The organism is Streptomyces altiplanensis (assembly GCF_053591575.1).
In genome coordinates this window covers 30,218-46,163 of sequence record NZ_JBSFUB010000040.1, presented here as the reverse complement: position 1 = coordinate 46,163, position 15,946 = coordinate 30,218, and the positions used below count along the sequence as shown (strand labels likewise).

Here is a 15,946-nt window from a genome sequence, read left to right as displayed (position 1 = left end):
CCTCACGGCCTCAGCGGCTCGACGAAGCGGTACCGGCCCCTGTCCTTGCTGCCCCGCTCCCCCGGCGGGCCCAGCTCCACCAGGGCCATCGGCCGGTCGGTCAGCTCGCCGGTGTCGGGGTCGAACGCGATCTCGCCGCTGGCGCCGCGTACCCGGAACGAGCCGTTGGTCTGGCCCAGCAGTTCGTGGACCGTCCCGGCGGTGACGTGTTCCGGGCCGTAGCTGTCGACGGCCCGGCGGGCGGCGATGCCCACCGTGTACACCGCGTCGTGCCCGACCATCGCCTGGCCGTTGGCCAGCGCGTCCACCCGGCCGCCGCGCACCTCCAGGTAGCGGCGCTCGAAGTCGGCGTACGGCCCGCGTTCCCGGCCGCCGTACAGCTCCGCCGCCGCTTCGGGGTGGGTGTACGCCGTGTAGTAGACCTTCAGGCCGCCGGCTTTCCAGCGCCTGCCCAGCTCCGCCAGTTCCTCCTCGCGCTCCTGGCTGCTGGTGTCGAAGTACACGCCCACGGCGCTGGAACCGGAGAGCACGGTCACGGGGCAGCTGCGCCGGTTCTCCCCGGCGGCCTCGATGAAGCTGCGCAGCTCCCGGCCCCGGCCTGCGAAGTACACCGCGTCCGGGGGCGGGCCCGTACCGCAGATCTTCTCCGCGACCACGCGCAGGGCGTTGCCCTCGCCCTGCGCGGCCGGGCCGGTGCTGAACGGGACGACTTCCGGGTCCACCTTCAGGCCCTGGCGTTCGGCTGCCGCCTTGAAGCCGTTGTAGAGGGAGGCGTTGTAGATGTCGCCCTCCGTGGTGTTCCTGACCACCTGCACCCGGTAACCGGAGTCCGGGCCCGATCCCGAGCCCGATCCGGCGTGCTTGTCCTGCTGGCGCTTGAAGTAGCGGACCGCCGCGGACGCCTGGTCCCTGGCGGGGAAGGACACCCGGAAGAACCCCGGCTTCTCGCGGGAGCTCAGCTCGTCGGCGGCGACCGTCGCGCCGACCGTCGGCACTCCCGCCTCCCGCAGCCTCTTCACCGCCTCGGCCGTGTGCGCGTTGCTCTGGCCGATGCCCGCGACCGCGACCAGCCGTTGCCCGTCCTTCAGCTTGAGGAGCTGTCCGACGACCTGGTCCGCGTGCGCGTCGTGGCGGCCGGTGTTGGCCAGCAGCAGGCGGACCCGGGGAAGGGTGCCGCGCTCGGCGTTGAGCCGCAGCTGGGCGATGTGCGCGCCCGTGACCGCCTGGCGCGTGCCCTCCGGGCCGCGGTCGTCGGCGCCGCCGGACATCGGCTCCAGGTAGGCGACCGCCACCGACTTCTCGCCGGACTTCTCGACCCTGCGGTTCTCCGCGCGGATCTTCTCGCTGATGTCCCGCAGGCCGGGGAAGGCGTACGGGTCGTCGGTCATGCCCGTCACGCCGACGCACTCGCCCCCGTCGACCTTGTCGACGTCGTCGGCGCACTGCCCGGCCTCCTCCGCCAGCCACACGCCCGCATAGGCCAGGGCCGCCACCACGACCAGCGCCACGACGGACCACAGCACCCGGTTGAGCGGGGGCCTGGGAGGCGTGACGGTCGGCCGCGTCGGGGTCATCGCCAGGGCTCCTTGTCGTACTGTCCCGCCTTGTCCAGCAGCACGGCCGTCCAGGCGACGTGCTCCGTGTGGGCGGTGGCCAGGGTGTGGAAGCGCGCGTTGATCTCCGCGTAGAGCGAGGCGTACGGATCGCCGAGCGGTTCGCGGTACGGGTCACCGACCCGGTCGGTGGCCGGGTCGGGCACCGGTTCCGGGCCGAGCCAGCTGGCGGCGAGCAGCCGGGTGACGGTGCGCAGCCGGGGGCCGACGGCCGCGTCACCGAGGTGGTGCACGAGGGATTCGTACCTGCGCCACGGTGTGACGCCGGCGCCGCCGCCGACGTGGGCGGGCAGCGGGGCCCTGCGCAGCCGGCACAGCTCCGCGCACCACTCCTCGGGCCGCACCTGCTCGAAGATCCCGTCCAGGTACGCCGCCGCCGCGGGCAGGTCGCCGCAGGCCAGCGCGTGGTACGCCGCCTGGCGCGGCTCGCCCCGGCCCAGGGCCTCCGCCCGCAGCGCGGTGTGCACCGCGTCCGGGTCGTCGAGCGCGCCGAGCAGCAGGCGGCGCAGCAGCGGGTGCGGGGTCTCGGGGCGGCCGTCGGCGTGCTCGTCGCCGGTGCCGATGTGCATGGTGCGCAGCCGGTCCCGGCAGAAGGACCGGAACTCCGTGCGCAGATGGTCGGCGGCTTCGTCCCGTAACGCGCGGGTGGCGAGCGCCTGCGCGAGGTCGGGGGCCGCGGCCGCTCTGATCAGTGCCTGCCGCAGGCCCTCCGGCGGGTCGATCGGCAGGAGTCTGTTCAGCAGCTCGTGCACGACGCCGCCCGACGGTTCGAAGATCCGCCGCAGCCGCTCCTCCCACGCCACCGTGCGGTCGGATTCGAGGAGCGCGGCCAGGACGCGGGCGGTGCCCTCGGGCTGGCCTCGGGTGAGTTCGTACACCGCCCAGCCGAGCCAGCGCAGTCCCGCGTCGCCCCGGGGCGCGGGCGCCGCCGCCGTCCGCAGTATCTCCTCGGCCTGGCGTTCCACTTCGTTCCTGGTCAGGTCGCGCAGCCGGCCCACCCGCAGCCCGTCGGCGACGCGCCGCGGGTCGAAGGCCGTGCCGGCGGCCCACTCGGCGGGGCTGCCGCCGCCCGCGTGCTGCCAGCCGTGCCAGCCGAACGCGTCGTCCTGGAGCCGCTCCGGGTAGCTGCCGGCCATGGCGAGGACCACCAGCGGGTCGGGGGCGTCCGGCTGCCGCTCCTCCAGCAGCAGCCGCAGCACCTCGCCGCCGAGCGGGTTGTCCACGTTGTCCAGCAGCAGCAGGCACCGTACGGCCCAGTGCTTCCTGGCGTAGCACTGCCGCAGATCGCGGAGGAAGACCTCGCAGACGACGCGTTCGGTGCGCCGCCGGTCCTCGCCGGCCCCGCTGTTGTAGGCGAGGTTCAGCTCGATCAGGAAGTCCAGGGCCGACGTGATGGCGGTGGCCCGCCGGATGCCCGAGAGCCGCCGGTGGAGGCGGCCGCGCGTCCAGCCCCGCTCGCCCAGCGGCAGCAACTGGAGCGCGGCGGTCACCGCGGACGGCAGGCCCACCATCGAGGCGGCCACCTGCGCCACCTGGTTGACGTCCGCCAGCCACTGGGACGGGGGCCCCGCCAGCGCCTGTGCCATCCGGCGCCGGGCGCCCGCCCGGTTCTCGGGGGTCACCTCGACGGCGAGCGCGGCGCACACCGGCCGGAAGGCGCGGAAGGAGATGCGCGGCACGTGCTTCTTGCGGGGCTCCAGGCCGAACGCCACGGCGCTCAGCACGTCGACGGGCCGCTTCTCCTGCCGGGAGAGTTCCGCGAGGTCCAGCAGGACCACCGGCGTCGTCTCCGCCCACGCGGCGAGGGCCCGCAGCAGGGTGGTCTTGCCGCTGCCCCGTGGGCCGAGCGTCAGGGTGACGGGCTGGTTCCCGGCCGCCGTACGGCCCCGGCCGCCGTCCCCGGGGAGGATCAGCGACTCGACGTACGTCTGCACCGACCGGTCGCGCTCCGACTCCCCCGCCCAGTCCCGCGGCATCAGTCCGCTTCCTCCCGCGTCCGGCGCCGCATCGGTGCGGCGTCACCAGAGGAGGATCAATATCCCTGTGGCGCAAGGGAATTGACAAGTGATTGACCAAGGACGCATCTCACACCGGCCACCGGCCACCGGTCCCGCACCGGCGGACGGCACACCGGCCGGCGTCACACCAGCCGGCGCGCCGTCGCCCAGCGCGTCAGCTCGTGCCGGTTGGAGAGCTGGAGCTTGCGCAGGACCGCGGACACATGGCTCTCGACCGTCTTGACCGAGATGAAGAGCTGCTTCGCGATCTCCTTGTACGCGTACCCCCGGGCGATCAGCCGCAGCACCTCGCGCTCGCGCTGCGTGAGGCGGTCCAGGTCCTCGTCGACCGGCGGCGCGTCCGTCGACGCGAACGCGTCGAGCACGAAGCCCGCCAGCCGGGGCGAGAAGACCGCGTCGCCGTCCTGCACGCGGAAGACCGAGTCGACGAGGTCGGTGCCGGTGATCGTCTTCGTCACGTACCCCCGCGCGCCGCCCCGGATCACGCCGATCACGTCCTCCGCCGCGTCCGACACCGACAGGGCCAGGAACCGCACCGGGTTCTCCGCCGCCTGCATCAGCGGCGCGCAGCGGCGCAGGACCTCGACGCCGCCGCCGCCCGGCAGGTGGACGTCGAGCAGGACCACCTCGGGGCGGGTCGCCGTGATGACCGTGACCGCCTGGTCGACGTCGGCGGCCTCGCCGACCACCTCGACGCCGGTCGTCTCCGTCTGTCCGATCTCCGCCTGCACTCCCGTACGGAACATGCGGTGGTCGTCCACCAGCACCACCCGTACGCGCCTGTCCTCCGTCATGCGTCCGCCGCCCTCTCCATCTCAAGCTCGACTTCCGTGCCCCCGTCGGGCGCGGAACGCAGCCTCGCCGTGCCGCCGTTGCGCTGCATCCGTCCGATGATCGACTCCCGCACGCCCATACGGTCGTCCGGTACCGCGTCGAGATCGAACCCGGGCCCCCGGTCCCGTACGGACACGAAGACCGTCCGGCCCTCGACCTCGGCGTAGACCTGCACCGCCCCGCCCTCGCCACCGTACTTGGCGGCGTTCACCATCGCCTCGCGCGCGGCCTGCATCTGCGCGACCAGCCCGTCGTCGAGCGGGCAGTCGCCGACGACCACGACCTCCAGCGGCACGCCGTGCTTGTCCTCGACCTCCGCCGCCGTGCGCTTGACCGCCTCGGCGAGGGTGTCGGGCTCCTGCGACTCGTCCTTGCCGTTGCCCTCCGGCTTGTAGAGCCAGTTGCGCAGTTCCCGCTCCTGGGCGCGGGCGAGGCGCCGTACCTCTCCCGCGTCCTCCGCGTTGCGCTGGATCAGGGTCAGGGTGTGGAGGACCGAGTCGTGGACGTGGGCCGCGACCTCGGCGCGTTCCTGGGCGCGGATGCGCATCAGGCGCTCCTCGGACAGGTCCTGGGTCATCCGCACCAGCCAGGGGCCCGCGAGGAGCGCGATGCCGGCGACGACCGCGAGGGCCGCCGTCAGTACGCTGCCGAGCTGCGCGGCGGATCCCCGTACCACCAGGAACGCGGTCAGGCCCATGCCGACCAGCGCGACTCCCGCCATGCCGCGCGCGAGTTGCAGCATCCGGCGGCGGCGGCCGGTCCCCGTCCAGTGGGCGCGGCGCGCGTTGTCGGCCTGGCGCCACACGAGGACGACGCCCAGGCTGATCAGCAGCGTCGGCCAGACGTACCGCCCGGCCCGGCCGCCCACTTCGACGCTGCTGACGAAGGTGCCGGCGCTGACGAGCAGCGCGAAGAGCGCGAAGACCTGTCCCTTGTCGGGTTTGCGGAGCCTGCGGCGCCCGTCGGGTGCGGTCTCGAAGGCCGAGCGCGGCGCGTTCGCCCCGCCCACGCCGCCCACGCCGAGCGGCACCACGAACCAGAAGACGGCGTACAGCAGCGCGCCCATGCCGTCCGCCAGGAAGAGGACGAGGAAGACGATCCGTACCCACACGACCGGCACCCCGAGATGCCCGGCGAGCCCGCGCGCGACCCCTCCGAGCATCCGCCCCTCGGCGCTGCGGTAGAGCTTGCGCGGCTGCGGCTCCTCCGGTTCGGGGGCGTGGGCGCCCGCGGCTCGGCGGGGCGTGGCGACTGGCATGCCCCGATGGTCACACGTACGGGCGGGCGCGGGCATCAGGGTCGGTCCCCCACATACCCCTGACCCGTCGCCGGCGGGGCGGGCCGCTCCCGGGGCGCCGGAAGGGCGCCGGAAGGGCGCCGGAAGGGCGTCAGGGGCGGAAATCAGGGATCGTCCAGGGTCGGCGCGGGTGCCGCGGCACCGGAGCGCCCCGCACCATGGACGTATGACACAGCCGTACGACGCCGCCGCTCCCCGGGGAGCCGCCGAGGAGCCGCTGCCGCAGACGCCGCAGCCCCCGCTGCGCCGCAGCAGGCGGCACAAGCTGGTGGGCGGCGTGTGCGGCGGGCTCGGCCGGCACTTCGACCTCGACCCGGTGATCTTCCGGATCGGTCTCGGCGTCCTGACCGTCACCGGCGGCATCGGCCTGATCTTCTACGGCTTCGCGTGGCTCGTCGTCCCCCTCGACGGCGAGGACGAGAACGAGGCCCGCCGGCTGCTCACGGGCCGGGTCGACGGCGCCACCCTCATCGCCGTGCTCTTCGCCCTCGCCGGCTGCGGCCTCTTCCTCTCGATGCTGAACAACAACTCCGTCCTCGGCTTCGCCGTCATGCTCTCGATCGCCCTCGCCGGCGCCGGCTACTGGTCCCAGCGCCGCCGCCTCGCCGATCCCAGGACCGGCCCGCTCGATCCGGTGGCCGCGCAGGCGGCCGCGGTCGCGCCGCCCGAGACGCAGGCGCCGCCCGTGCCCGGAGCGCCCTCCTGGTGGCGGGACCCCATCGTCAAGGACGGCACCACGGGCCCGGTCGCCGGCGGCTATCTGTGGGGGCCCGAGGACGCGGTCGCGGACGCGGCGCCGGACCTGGACCCGGCCGGCGCCCCCGGCGGCCCCCCGCGGCAGCGGCGCGATCCGGCGACGCGCGGTCCGCGCGGCATCGGCGGCCGGGTGTTCCTGCTGGCCGTGCTGGCGGCCGGGCTCGGCACCGGTCTGACGTGGGACACCCAGCCGCTCGGCACGAGCCTCCAGACCGGTCTGTCCTGCGCGCTCGGTGTCTTCGGGCTCGGCATCGCGGTCAGCGCCTTCCGCGGGCGTACGAGCACCGGCTCGGTCTTCCTCGCCGTGATCACGGCGCTGTTGCTGGCCGGGGCCGCCGCGCTGCCGAAGGAGATCTCCACGGACTGGATGCGTACGGACTGGACCCCCGCGTCGGCCTCGGCCGTGCGGCCGGGATACCAGCTCGGATCGGGCGTGGGCACGCTCGACCTCAGCGGTGTGCGCATCCCCGCGGACTCCTCGGTGGCCACCCGGGTGGAGGTCGGCGCCGGGCTGCTCAGGGTCGTCGTACCGAAGGACGCGACGGTGGAACTCCGCACGGAGCTGGGCGCCGGCGACATCCGGCTGCCGGGGCAGACCCGGCAGGGCCTCCGCGTCCGGACGGACCACGACCGGCAGCAGACGCTGGAGCCGCCGCGGGGCAGCGATGGTGCCGGGACGCTCGAACTGCGGCTGGAAGTCGGCGTCGGACAGGTGGAGGTGACCCGTGCGGCGAAGTGAGAAGCAGACTCAGACGCGGACGCGGACGCGGACAGAGGCCGGCCCCCGGCGCCGCCCGTCCCGTTTCCGGCACGAGTTCAGGCCCGGCAGGCTGATCACCGGCCTCGTCCTGCTGGGCACGGCCGTCGCGTACGCCGGTGACGCGGGCGGCCTGTGGCACGTCCCCTCCTACGTGGGGCTCCCGGCGCTCTGCCTCGGACTGCTGGTCGCGGGCACGGCGAGCTGGGTGGCCTACAGCGTGCGCCGGCGCGCCGCCAGGGCGGCGTCGACGGAGAGGAACGCGGCGCCCGCGAGCACCAGCGGCAGCCAGGCCATGAGGTAGACCAGGTCGTTCCCGTAGTAGTACGGATCGCTCTGCCAGCTCACGGTCAGCCACAGGCTCAGCGAGATCAGCGCCCCGCCCAGCGCGGCCAGCCGTGCGAGCAGCCCGATCAAGGTGGCGACGCCGACGGCGAGTTCACCGATGGCGATGGTGTGGCCGAAGCCCTCGGGGTTCTTGAGGGCGAGGTCGACGAGGGCGGGGACGGCCGAGCTGTCGCGCACGGCGCGCATCATGTCGCCGATCGACCCGGTGCCGGCCGCCGACATGAACCGGCTGTCCGTCAGCTTGTCGAGCCCGGCGTAGACGAAGGTGACGCCGAGGAAGATCCGCAGGGGCAGCAGCGCGTAGCGGCTCGCCGTCGCCCGCAGGCCCCCGCGCCCGCGCGGCCCGTCGCCCCACCCCGTGCCGGTCGTGCCGCCGCCGGTCCGATGGCCGTGAGTCATGGTCTGGTCCCGCCTCTCCGAAACGCCCGTGCGGCGCGGGCACGATTCTTCCCGCCCTGTGCGAAGAGGGATACGTGTGCGGCGGGGATCGGGCTCAGACGGCCGCCCGCCGGCCGCTCACCGGCACGCTCACGGTGCCCCGCCGGCTCCCGCTCAGTCCGTGACGTCGATCGTCACCGGCTCGGTCTCCGTGCCCGCCGCCGTCACCACCTGCACCTCGACCCGGCCCGGCTCGACCTCCACCGGCACGGGCACGGTCAGCACCGTGTCGGTCGGATTGGCGAAGCCGCCGGTGACCGGGATCAGCGGCACGTGGACGTGCACCGTTCCGATCCGTACGACCATCCGGGCCAGCCGGTCGGGGGCCCCCGCGCCCGGCGGCACGAAGCCCGCGCCGCGGATCTCGATGTCGTCGCCGGTACGGATGGGCGCGTCCAGGTCGCCCGCCTCCCTCGCCCGTACGACCGACAGGACCACCGGGCGGCCGCCCTCCGCGTACTTGCCCGCGAAGTACGTCACCGCCGAGACCGCCACCAGCAGGGCCAGACCCCACGGCAGGTCGGGCAGCTGCTCGGGCCGCCGGGCGAGACGCACCGCAGCGAAGACCACCGCGACCGCGCTCACCAGGACGTACTGGATGTCGGAGAAGCTGCCGCGGCCCGAGTCGTCGGTGAGCAGGTCGGCGGCGCGGGGCCGGTCGGCCCGTACCTTCTGGAGGCGCTGGGTGAGCACGCGCACGGTCACCACATGACGGACGACGACGGCGATCGCGCAGGTCAGCGCGAGGACGGTCAGCATGCCGACGCCACGGGCGAGTTCGAGACCGGCGATGAGCGCGTCGCGGCCGGCGTGGCCGGAGGCGCCGGCCAGCTGGATCGCGATCACCAGCACCGAGAAGACGACGAGCAGCACCCAGCTCGCGGCGACGGCGCGCGAGGTCGACAGCCGGTTGTCCTCACCGATGAGGGGCGCGAGGAGCCCGCCGCGCGCCCGGTGCACGTGCGCCGCGCCGGTCAGCAGGGCGGCGGTGACGAGCGCGGCGAGGAGCCCCGCGGTGCGGGCCGTGGTCCACCCGGCGCCGATGGCGGTGAAGGCCTGCGCGAGGACGAGCACGAGCACCCCGCCCCACACCACGGCCAGCGTGCTGCGCCACACCCGCCGCAGCCACGCCTCGCCCGCCTCGCGGCTGCGCTCGGCGACCGCGCGGGCCGACTGGGTCAGCTCGTCCGACACCCACTGGCGCGAGGCGCCGGCGGAGTGCGCGACGGCGGCGGGCAGGCCCCGGCCCGCGGCCAGACCGTCCCGCTTGGCGAGGAATTCCGCCACCGCGCGCCGGTGCCCCTCACGTACGCCCTGCGGGCAGTCGCCGCACGTACAACCGCCGCCACCGCCACTGTGCGTGTTCTGCATCGCCTCTTGCACAGCCACGGAGGATGCCGCCCTTTCGAACCAACCCGCCGGAGGGAACTTCCTTCCGCGATAAGGGAATTGTGCCGTACGCGGGACGGCCCGCGCGCCGCGGCCGGCACCGGCCCGGACCGTGCGCGCTCAGACCGTCCCGGGCCGGCGGTCGATCGCGGTGAGGCCGATTGCGACGACGGACTTGACCGCCGTCTCCCGGATGGCGTCCGGATGGTCCGGGGCCTGCTCCCGGAGGGCGTACCCACGGGATACGACGGCGCCGCCGCTCAGACGAATGAGCGACGGCGCCGGCGTTGACCTGACTGAGCGGGGAGGGTCACTCCCACTCGATCGTGCCCGGCGGCTTGCTCGTCACGTCGAGCACCACGCGGTTCACGTCCGCGACCTCGTTGGTGATGCGGGTGGAGATCTTCGCCAGTACGTCGTACGGCATCCGCGTCCAGTCCGCCGTCATCGCGTCCTCGGACGAGACCGGGCGCAGCACGATCGGGTGGCCGTACGTCCGGCCGTCGCCCTGGACACCCACGGACCGCACGTCCGCGAGCAGCACGACCGGGCACTGCCAGATGTCGCGGTCCAGACCGGCCGCCGTCAGCTCCTCGCGGGCGATCGCGTCGGCGTCGCGCAGCAGGTCCAGGCGCTCCTTGGTGACCTCGCCGACGATGCGGATGCCGAGGCCGGGGCCGGGGAAGGGCTGGCGCTGGACGATCTCCTCCGGGAGGCCGAGCTCCTGGCCGACCATCCGGACCTCGTCCTTGAACAGCTGGCGCAGCGGCTCGACGAGCTCGAACTCGATGTCGTCGGGGAGGCCGCCCACGTTGTGGTGGGACTTGATGTTCGCGGTGCCGGTGCCGCCGCCGGACTCGACCACGTCCGGGTAGAGCGTGCCCTGCACGAGGAACGCGACGTCCTCGCCCTCCGCGCCGGCCTCGGCGACGATCTCCGCCTGGGCCTGCTCGAAGACGCGGATGAACTCACGGCCGATGATCTTGCGCTTCTCCTCGGGGTCGGAGACCCCGGCGAGGGCGTTCAGGAAGCGCTCCTGCGCGTCGACGACCTTCAGCTGCACGCCGGTGGCGGCGACGAAGTCCTTCTCGACCTGCTCGGTCTCGCCCTTGCGCATCAGGCCGTGGTCGACGTACACGCAGGTCAGCTGGTCACCGATGGCCTTCTGCACGAGCGCCGCCGCGACCGCGGAGTCCACGCCGCCGGACAGGCCGCAGATGGCACGCTTGGTGCCGACCTGCGCGCGGATCGCGGCGATCTGCTCCTCGACGACGTTGTGCGTGGTCCAGTCGGGGTCGATGCCCGCGCCCCGGTAGAGGAAGTGCTCCAGGACCTGCTGGCCGTGCGTGGAGTGCATCACCTCGGGGTGGTACTGCACGCCGTACAGCTTCTTCTCGTCGTTCTCGAAGGCGGCGACCGGCACGACGTCCGTGGACGCGGTGACGCTGAAGCCCTCGGGCGCGACCGAGCAGGCGTCACCGTGCGACATCCACACCGACTGCTCGGCAGGGGTGCCCTCGAAGAGCGTGGAGCCGGTCTTGGTGACGGCCAGAGGGGTGCGCCCGTACTCGCGCGCACCGTTGTCGTCGACGGTGCCGCCGAGCGTCGTGGCCATCAGCTGGAAGCCGTAGCACATGCCGAAGACGGGGACGCCCGCCTCGAAGATCTCGCGGTCTATGGTCGGGGCGCCCTCGGCGTACACGGAGGACGGGCCGCCGGAGAGGATGATCGCCTTGGGGTTCTTGGCCAGCATCTCCGCCACCGGCATGGTGCTCGGGACGATCTCGCTGTAGACCCGGGCCTCACGGACACGGCGGGCGATGAGCTGGGCGTACTGCGCGCCGAAGTCGACAACGAGGACGGCGTCGGGGGCGGCGGGGGGCACTGCTGGCACGAGGGCGGCCTTCCGGCGGTGAAGGGTGTCGGGACGGTCAATTCTACCGGGGGCGAGACATTCCCCTTGTCTCACCATCCGAACCCGGCGTTGGCCGTCCGCCGGCGGCAGGCCATACTGGCCTCATGCACCAGCAGCTGAGCTTCCTCTTTACCTATGGCACCCGGTCCGACCGGTGCCATGGTCGAGCTGCTTGAGCTACTGACAAGCGACTTCACAGGCGCCCCGGGCCGACAAGGCCCGGGGCGCTCTGTCGTTTCCGGACCCGGTCGCCGTCCAGGACGCCGTACCCCCTTCCCTTCCCGGTTCAGGAGATACGGACATGAGCACCAGCACCGCCGCCACCGCCACCGCCACCGCCACGGAGAAGACCGGCGCCCGCACCGACGAGGCCGCGGACCTCATCGGCGACGCCCGGGAGCGCATCGACTCCCTCGACGACAGGATCATCGGTCTGATCCAGGAACGGATGGCCGTGTCGGCCGTCATCCAGGAGGCCCGCATCACCTCGGGCGGGCGCCGTGTGAACCTCTCCCGCGAGATGGAGATCCTCGCCCACTACAGGGACGCCCTCGGAAAGCCCGGCACCGCGCTCGCGATGACGATGCTGGAACTGTGCCGGGGCCGCATCTGAGCGGGGCGGCATCTGAGCGGGGCCGCATCTGAGTTCGGGCACGTCCTCACCCGTACGGCGCGTGACCGGGCCACGCAGGGCTTCGTTGGTCCCGGTGTCCGTGCCAGCCAGGGGCGGGCGTGCAGGAAAGAACCACGCGTGGCCCCGCCGGGGCGTGCGGCGCACCGCATGTGCGCCGTGGGACCTCGTCCCGGCGTGCGTGACCGGTCGGCAGGGGACAGCGGTCCGGTCACCCAAGGCGGCCGGTTCCGGGGACGCCCGGAACCGGCCGGCCGTGTCCCGCGGCCCGGTCCCGGGATGTCGTCGAAACTGTTGCGCGCGCCGCGGCCGATCCCCCACGATGCAAAGGCGGCCCCGCACCCCGAGCGGCTGCCGCCATTGGTCCACACCATCGGTGCGCGCCCGTCGCGCGCCGGGCAGACCGCCGGCGCACCACCCGCTCCCGCACCCCCGCTCCATCGCACGAGCCAGCGGCGTACCCCCGGCGCCGCTCCTCAGCACCGACGCTGCCCTGACGTCGGTGCTGACGGCCCGGGCCCTGCGGACTCCGGTCCACAGGGCCCTTCGCCCCGCACCGGCAGGCGGCAGACGGCAGGTGTGGCGCACGTCACATGAAGAACCCGTGCGATTCCGGGCAACCCTTTACGCCTTCCACAGGTCATCCATGCGAACCAACGGCCACCCGTGCACCCCACATCCACGGCGGCCCTCACATCTCGTGCCGCCGCCACGCGGTACGCCAGACTTTCTGAGGTCTACATGAAGCTTCGCCGCGCCATGGCCCTTGCGGCCGCGACGGCCGTCATAGCTCCTGCCGCTTTCCTGGCTGCGCCGGCCGCGTACGCCGATGGGGACCCCGCGACCACCACGCAGACCGAGACGACCGACCCGGGCCAGGCGACCGACCCGGACGGGACGGCCGGCTCCGACCAGACCGACACCGAGACTCCGGAGTCCGACCCGGCCGGCGAGCCCGACCCGGACGACGCCGAGAACCCGGAGCCCGGCCCGGCCACGGACCCGGTGACCGACACCGAGGACGAGACCGGGAAGGACCCGGCCGGTGACACCGACCCGGCCACCGACCCCGCCACCGACCCGGGCGCGGACGAGGACCCGGCCGGTGACACCGACCCGGCCACCGACCCGGAGGGCGAGGAGGACCCGGCCGACGGGACCGACCCGGCCACCGACCCGGACGCGGAGGAGGACCCGGCCGACGGGACCGACCCCGAGGACGAGCCGGGCCCCAAGCCCGACGAGGACCCGGCGACGGACCCGGAGGAAGAGTTCGAGGCCTGCGAGCCGGTCATCGACGAGGACGGCGACCTGATCGACGCCGCGTCCGCCCTCCGGCTGGACATCAACGGCCTGCCCGGCAAGATCGTCGCGGGCAGCGGCTGGCACAACTTCAGGATGACCGCCTCCAACACCACGGACGAGGCGCTCGGCGAGGTCCGCTGGATCGCCTTCGTGGACAACTACTCGGAGAGCGGCAACGAGAACGACTGGCTGAGCAACCACCTGCAACTCCAGTACCTCGACCAGGGCACCAAGACCTGGAAGTCCATCGAGGACGAGGAGTTCATGGGCAGGACGGAGCTCGGCGCGAAGGACGTCGTCGACATCCAGCTGCGCGTGAACATCGACGCGAAGGCTCCGTCCGGCGACAGCTTCGCCCTCGGCCTCGGCGCGTACCTCGACTCCGACGAGGAGTGCTACCGATCCGCGCTCGGCTACTGGGAGTTCAGCGTCCTCGCGCCGGGCGCCGACAACGAGAACCCGGGCAAGCCCAAGCCGGTCGAGCCGCCCGTCGAGAAGCCCGTGGTCAGCCCCAAGGAGCCGCAGGGCGGCGCCAAGGAGATCCCGGTGACCGGCAGCCTCGCCGAGACCGGTTCCTCGTCCACGATGCCGATGTTCGCCCTCGCGGGTGGCGCGGCCGTCGCGCTCGGCGTCGGCGCGATGTTCGTCGTACGCCGCCGCAAGGCCGGTTCCGAGGCCTGACACGGCCCGCGCACGGCCTGAACGAACCGGTGTGACACACCGGTGGAGAGCCGGCAGGAGGGGCTGCACTCGGAGGGGGGTGCAGCCCCTTCTGCCTGTCCGCTCAGCGCTCGCTCCGCTGTCCGCCCGGCGCCCGCTCAGCTCTTGGGCGGGACCGCCGGTATGCCGAGGAACGGCAGCTTCAGCGCGCCGAAGGCGTCCTCCGGCACCGCCGGCGCCTTCGGCGCGACCGCGGCGAGGCGCTCGTACGCCGCGCCCTGCGCCGGGCGCACGTCCGGCTCGCCCTTGTTGGGCCAGTACGACATGGCCCGCTCCGCCTGCGCGGTGATCGTCAGCGACGGGTTGACGCCCAGGTTGGCGGAGACCGCGGCGCCGTCCACGACCGAGATGCCCGGGTGCCCGTACAGCCGGTGGTACGGGTCGATGACGCCCTGCTCGGGGGAGGCGCCGATCGGGCAGCCGCCGAGGAAGTGCGCGGTCAGCGGTGTGCCGATCAGCTCGCCTATGTTGCTGCCGGCGAAGCCGTTGATCTCCTCGGCGAGGACCGAGGCGGCGCGCGCCGCCTCGGGTATCTGCTTCGGGTTGGGCGCACCGTGCCCCTGGCGGGCGGTGAGCAGGCCCTTTCCGATGCCGCGCGGTTTGCGGTACGTCGTCAGGGAGTTGTCCAGGGACTGCATGACGAGGCCGATGATGGTCTTCTCCGACCAGCGGTGGTTGGAGAGCGAACGGGCGGTCAGCAGCGGGTGCCTGGCGGCGTGGCCGAGCCAGCCGAGCACGCGGGGGAGTTTCTCGGCGTACGGCACCTGGATGATGGACATCGCGCCCATCGCGTTGGAGCCCCGGCCGTAGCGGACGGGCTCGATGTGGGTGCTGGCGTTGGGGTGGATCGAGGACGTGATGGCGACGCCCCGCGTGAAGTCGGCCCTCCTCACGCCGTTCTTCGCGCCGTGCTTCCTGCGGTAGCGGCGGTCGGTGGTCTGGGCGCCGACGAGGGCCTCGGAGTTGGTGCGGGTCAGCTCGCCGAGCTTCGAGGAGATGCGGGGGAGTTCGCCGCGGTCCTTCATGGCGTGCAGGAGGGTCTGCGTGCCGTACGTCCCGGCGGCCACGACGACCTGGCGGGCGCGCAGGGTGCGGGGCGCGGCCCTGCGGCGGGCGTCGGTGGGGACTGTGGCGACGCGGTAGCCGCCGTCCGGGTGCTCGGCGAGGCCGATGACGGAGGTCATCGGGTGGACGACCGCGCCGGCCTTCTCGGCGAGGTGGAGGTAGTTCTCGTTGAGGGTGTTCTTCGCGCCGAGCCGGCAGCCGGTCATGCACGCGCCGCACTCGGTGCAGGCCCTGCGGGACGGGCCCGCGCCGCCGAAGTAGGGGTCGGGGACCTCCGTGCCGGGCGCGGCCTTCGTCTCACCGCCGGCGTCCTTGCCGTCGCCGTAGAAGACACCGACCGGTGCCAGGTGGAAGCTGTTCCCCACCCCCATGGCCTCGGCGGCGGCCTTCAGGTGTACGTCGGACGGCGTCATGGTCGGGTTCATGCGCACCCCGAGCATGCGCCTGGCCTGGTCGTAGTACGGCGCCAGTTCGTCCTGCCAGTCGGTGATGTCCGCCCACTGCCGGTCCTGGAAGAAGGGGGCGGGGGGCACGTACAGCGTGTTGGCGTAGTTGAGGGAGCCGCCCCCCACGCCCGCGCCGGCCAGGACCATGACGTTTCCGAGGAGGTGCACGCGCTGGATGCCGAAGAGGCCGAGCGCGGGCGCCCACAGGTAGTTCCTGATGTCCCAGGAGGTCTTGGGCAGGGTCTCGCGGGTGAAGCGGCGCCCCGCTTCCAGGACGCCGACCCGGTACCCCTTCTCCGTCAGGCGCAGCGCGGAGACGGACCCGCCGAAGCCGGATCCGACGACGATGACGTCGTAGTCGTACGCGGAATCCGCCTCGGCCTCCCGGCTGCGGGCAGAGCTCTCCTGTGACAT

At 73.3% G+C, this 15,946-nt stretch carries 11 protein-coding genes; 3 read left to right on the top strand and 8 right to left on the bottom strand.

What is annotated here, in order from left to right:
• Positions 1–2: 2 nt before the first annotated feature.
• From ACWD0Y_RS19065 to ACWD0Y_RS19050, 4 genes are all read right to left on the bottom strand, one after another.
• Complete coding sequence (locus ACWD0Y_RS19065; protein ID WP_450261496.1) at positions 3–1,574, bottom strand: ABC transporter substrate-binding protein; 1,572 nt, start codon at positions 1,572–1,574, stop codon at positions 3–5.
• Positions 1,571–3,589 carry an ATP-binding protein gene (locus tag ACWD0Y_RS19060; protein WP_450261495.1) on the bottom strand — a complete coding sequence of 673 codons (2,019 nt, stop codon included), beginning with the start codon at positions 3,587–3,589 and terminating at the stop codon, positions 1,571–1,573. Before ACWD0Y_RS19060 ends, ACWD0Y_RS19065 begins: the two co-directional genes overlap by 4 nt.
• A 164-nt stretch (positions 3,590–3,753) precedes the next feature.
• Positions 3,754–4,425 (bottom strand): LuxR C-terminal-related transcriptional regulator, encoded by a 672-nt coding sequence (locus tag ACWD0Y_RS19055; RefSeq protein WP_093799487.1) that lies wholly within the window; start codon positions 4,423–4,425, stop codon positions 3,754–3,756.
• Entirely contained in the window at positions 4,422–5,723 is a 1,302-nt protein-coding gene (locus tag ACWD0Y_RS19050) for a PspC domain-containing protein (RefSeq protein ID WP_450261494.1), read from the bottom strand. The genes ACWD0Y_RS19055 and ACWD0Y_RS19050 overlap by 4 nt, the downstream gene beginning before the upstream one ends.
• 205 nt (positions 5,724–5,928) lie before the next feature.
• Here ACWD0Y_RS19050 and ACWD0Y_RS19045 point away from each other — a divergent pair, with 205 nt between their 5' ends.
• Entirely contained in the window at positions 5,929–7,257 is a 1,329-nt protein-coding gene (locus ACWD0Y_RS19045) for a PspC domain-containing protein (protein WP_450261493.1), read from the top strand.
• Between the two features lie 231 nt (positions 7,258–7,488).
• Here ACWD0Y_RS19045 and ACWD0Y_RS19040 read toward each other — a convergent pair whose 3' ends face one another.
• From ACWD0Y_RS19040 to guaA, 3 genes are all read right to left on the bottom strand, one after another.
• On the bottom strand, positions 7,489–8,022 hold the full coding sequence (locus ACWD0Y_RS19040; protein WP_450261492.1) for a DoxX family protein: 534 nt from the start codon (positions 8,020–8,022) through the stop codon (positions 7,489–7,491).
• Positions 8,023–8,175: 153 nt separating this feature from the next.
• The gene (locus ACWD0Y_RS19035) at positions 8,176–9,432 is read right to left on the bottom strand and encodes a hypothetical protein (protein WP_450261510.1); all 1,257 of its coding nucleotides are present in this window, start codon (positions 9,430–9,432) and stop codon (positions 8,176–8,178) included.
• 328 nt (positions 9,433–9,760) lie between these two features.
• The gene (gene guaA, locus ACWD0Y_RS19030; protein WP_093799492.1) at positions 9,761–11,344 is read right to left on the bottom strand and encodes a glutamine-hydrolyzing GMP synthase; all 1,584 of its coding nucleotides are present in this window, start codon (positions 11,342–11,344) and stop codon (positions 9,761–9,763) included.
• A 322-nt stretch (positions 11,345–11,666) separates the two neighbouring features.
• Here guaA and ACWD0Y_RS19025 point away from each other — a divergent pair, with 322 nt between their 5' ends.
• Together ACWD0Y_RS19025 and ACWD0Y_RS19020 are read left to right on the top strand one after the other, a co-directional pair.
• On the top strand, positions 11,667–11,978 hold the full coding sequence (locus tag ACWD0Y_RS19025; protein ID WP_450261491.1) for a chorismate mutase: 312 nt from the start codon (positions 11,667–11,669) through the stop codon (positions 11,976–11,978).
• Between the two features lie 759 nt (positions 11,979–12,737).
• Positions 12,738–13,982, top strand: coding sequence for an LAETG motif-containing sortase-dependent surface protein (locus ACWD0Y_RS19020; protein WP_450261490.1), 1,245 nt, complete (start codon positions 12,738–12,740; stop codon positions 13,980–13,982).
• Positions 13,983–14,119: 137 nt separating this feature from the next.
• On the opposite strand, the gene ACWD0Y_RS19015 is transcribed toward ACWD0Y_RS19020, so the two are convergent.
• On the bottom strand, positions 14,120–15,946 hold the full coding sequence (locus tag ACWD0Y_RS19015; RefSeq protein WP_450261489.1) for a GMC oxidoreductase: 1,827 nt from the start codon (positions 15,944–15,946) through the stop codon (positions 14,120–14,122).

Bases quoted from the DNA above. Each gene is read 5' to 3' on its own strand.
- ACWD0Y_RS19060 (WP_450261495.1), bottom strand. From the start codon at position 3,589: ATGCCGCGGGACTGGGCGGGGGAGTCGGAGCGCGACCGGTCGGTGCAG.
- ACWD0Y_RS19040 (WP_450261492.1), bottom strand. From the start codon at position 8,022: ATGACTCACGGCCATCGGACCGGCGGCGGCACGACCGGCACGGGGTGG.
- ACWD0Y_RS19055 (WP_093799487.1), bottom strand. From the start codon at position 4,425: ATGACGGAGGACAGGCGCGTACGGGTGGTGCTGGTGGACGACCACCGC.
- ACWD0Y_RS19035 (WP_450261510.1), bottom strand. From the start codon at position 9,432: ATGCAGAACACGCACAGTGGCGGTGGCGGCGGTTGTACGTGCGGCGAC.
- ACWD0Y_RS19025 (WP_450261491.1), top strand. From the start codon at position 11,667: ATGAGCACCAGCACCGCCGCCACCGCCACCGCCACCGCCACGGAGAAG.
- ACWD0Y_RS19020 (WP_450261490.1), top strand. From the start codon at position 12,738: ATGAAGCTTCGCCGCGCCATGGCCCTTGCGGCCGCGACGGCCGTCATA.
- ACWD0Y_RS19065 (WP_450261496.1), bottom strand. From the start codon at position 1,574: ATGACCCCGACGCGGCCGACCGTCACGCCTCCCAGGCCCCCGCTCAAC.
- ACWD0Y_RS19050 (WP_450261494.1), bottom strand. From the start codon at position 5,723: ATGCCAGTCGCCACGCCCCGCCGAGCCGCGGGCGCCCACGCCCCCGAA.
- ACWD0Y_RS19015 (WP_450261489.1), bottom strand. From the start codon at position 15,946: ATGTCACAGGAGAGCTCTGCCCGCAGCCGGGAGGCCGAGGCGGATTCC.
- ACWD0Y_RS19045 (WP_450261493.1), top strand. From the start codon at position 5,929: ATGACACAGCCGTACGACGCCGCCGCTCCCCGGGGAGCCGCCGAGGAG.